The organism is Citrobacter sp. wls718, from assembly GCF_005280945.1.
Classification (GTDB): Bacteria; Pseudomonadota; Gammaproteobacteria; order Enterobacterales; family Enterobacteriaceae; genus Citrobacter; species Citrobacter gillenii.
This window is the reverse complement of record NZ_SZWV01000015.1, coordinates 14,213-16,503: the sequence shown is the minus strand read 5'-3', so window position 1 is coordinate 16,503 and position 2,291 is coordinate 14,213. Positions and strand designations below refer to the sequence as shown.

Sequence of the window (2,291 nt, the reverse complement as noted above, 5' to 3'; positions counted from 1 at the left end):
CGCAACGTGTTGCGGGGCTTTTTACATTCGATGGCCGGTAAATATGCTCGTCTCGCCGTGACAACCCGGAAACGAGCTCTTGCAGGGAATACGGCATGAAGCAGCAGGCAGGTATTGGTATTCTTTTAGCGCTGACGACGGCAGTCTGTTGGGGCGCTTTACCAATAGCGATGAAGCAAGTGCTGGAGGTGATGGAGCCTCCTACGGTAGTGTTCTACCGTTTTTTAATGGCAAGTATTGGCCTTGGGGCGATTCTTGCGGTTAAAAAAAAGCTCCCGCCATTGCGTATTTTTCGCAAAGCGCGTTGGTTGGTACTGTTGGCAATCGCCACCGGTGGGCTGTTTGGTAACTTCATTCTGTTTAGTTCATCTTTGCAATATTTGAGCCCAACGACTTCGCAGGTTATCGGACAATTGTCACCGGTTGGCATGATGGTCGCCAGCGTCTTTATCCTGAAGGAAAAGATGCGCGGTACGCAGATTATTGGCGCCATAATGCTGCTGAGTGGACTGGTGATGTTTTTTAATACCAGTCTGATCGAGATTTTTACCAAACTCACTGATTACACCTGGGGTGTGATCTTTGGTGTGGGTGCGGCGACGGTCTGGGTGAGCTATGGGGTTGCGCAAAAGGTGTTATTGCGTCGCCTGGCATCACAGCAGATCCTGTTTTTACTGTACACTTTATGTACGCTCGCGTTGTTGCCGCTGGCTAAACCCGGTGTGATAACGCAGCTCAGCGACTGGCAACTGGCTTGCCTGATATTCTGCGGCCTGAATACGCTGGTAGGATACGGCGCACTTGCGGAAGCAATGGCGCGCTGGCAGGCGGCTCAGGTGAGCGCCATTATTACGCTCACACCGCTGTTTACGTTATTATTTTCAGATTTATTATCACTGGCCTGGCCCGATTTCTTCGCCAGACCGATGCTAAACCTTTTAGGTTATCTCGGTGCGTTTATCGTGGTTGCGGGCGCGATGTATTCCGCCATTGGTCATCGTATTTGGGGCGGTTTACGTAAGCATGAAACGGTGGTTTCGCAACCCCGCTCAGGCGAATGATTTACGGAGAGTAAAATGAAGTTTGTTGATGAAGCATCGATTCTGGTCGTTGCAGGTGATGGCGGTAATGGTTGCGTCAGCTTCCGCCGCGAAAAGTACATCCCGAGAGGCGGTCCGGACGGCGGTGATGGTGGTGATGGTGGTGACGTCTGGCTGGAAGCCGACGAAAACCTGAACACGCTGATCGATTACCGCTTCGAAAAATCGTTCCGTGCGGAACGTGGTCAGAATGGCGCGAGCCGTGATTGCACCGGTAAGCGTGGTAAAGACGTTACGATTAAAGTGCCTGTCGGTACGCGTGTGATCGATCAGGGCACGGGCGAAACCATGGGCGACATGACCAAGCACGGTCAGCGTCTGATGGTCGCTAAAGGCGGCTGGCACGGTCTGGGTAACACCCGTTTCAAATCCTCGGTCAACCGTACTCCGCGTCAGAAAACAATGGGTACGCCGGGCGATAAACGCGATCTGATGCTGGAGCTGATGCTGTTAGCGGATGTCGGTATGTTGGGTATGCCAAACGCCGGTAAATCAACGTTTATCCGTGCGGTCTCTGCAGCGAAACCGAAAGTGGCGGATTATCCGTTCACCACGCTGGTGCCGAGTCTGGGCGTTGTGCGTATGGACAACGAAAAGAGCTTTGTGGTTGCTGACATCCCGGGTCTGATTGAAGGCGCTGCGGAAGGCGCGGGTCTGGGGATCCGATTCCTGAAGCACCTGGAGCGTTGCCGCGTCCTGCTGCACCTCATCGATATCGATCCGATTGACGGTTCAGATCCGGTAGAAAACGCCCGTATTATTATTGGCGAACTGGAGAAATACAGTCAGGATCTGGCCTCCAAGCCGCGTTGGTTAGTGTTCAACAAAATTGATTTGATGGACAAAGACGAAGCGGAAGAGAAAGCGAAAGCGATCGCTGAAGCGCTGGGCTGGGAAGGTAAATATTACCTGATCTCTGCTGCCAGTCAGTTGGGCGTGAAGGATCTTTGCTGGGATGTGATGACGTTTATCATTGAGAACCCAATTGTTCAGGCTGAAGAAGCGAAGCAGCCAGAGAAAGTGGAGTTCATGTGGGACGATTATCACCGTCAGCAGCTCGCTGAAGTCGAAGACGAAGCGGAAGATGACTGGGATGAAGATTGGGACGAAGACGACGAAGAAGGCGTTGAGTTCATCTACAAGCGTTAATCCTGGTGCCGGATGGCGACGCGATTGCGTCTTATCCGGCCA

General features: G+C 52.6%; 2 protein-coding genes. Both read left to right on the top strand.

The annotated features are described in order from the left end of the window. Nucleotides 1-95 precede the first annotated feature (95 nt). Nucleotides 96-1,061 carry a DMT family transporter gene (locus FDW95_RS02565; RefSeq protein ID WP_096755517.1) on the top strand — a complete coding sequence of 322 codons (966 nt, stop codon included), beginning with the start codon at nt 96-98 and terminating at the stop codon, nt 1,059-1,061. A gap of 15 nt (nt 1,062-1,076) precedes the next feature. Then, nucleotides 1,077-2,249: an Obg family GTPase CgtA gene (gene cgtA, locus FDW95_RS02560; protein ID WP_096755518.1), complete on the top strand. Its 1,173-nt coding sequence runs from the start codon at nt 1,077-1,079 to the stop codon at nt 2,247-2,249. Nucleotides 2,250-2,291: the final 42 nt, after the last annotated feature.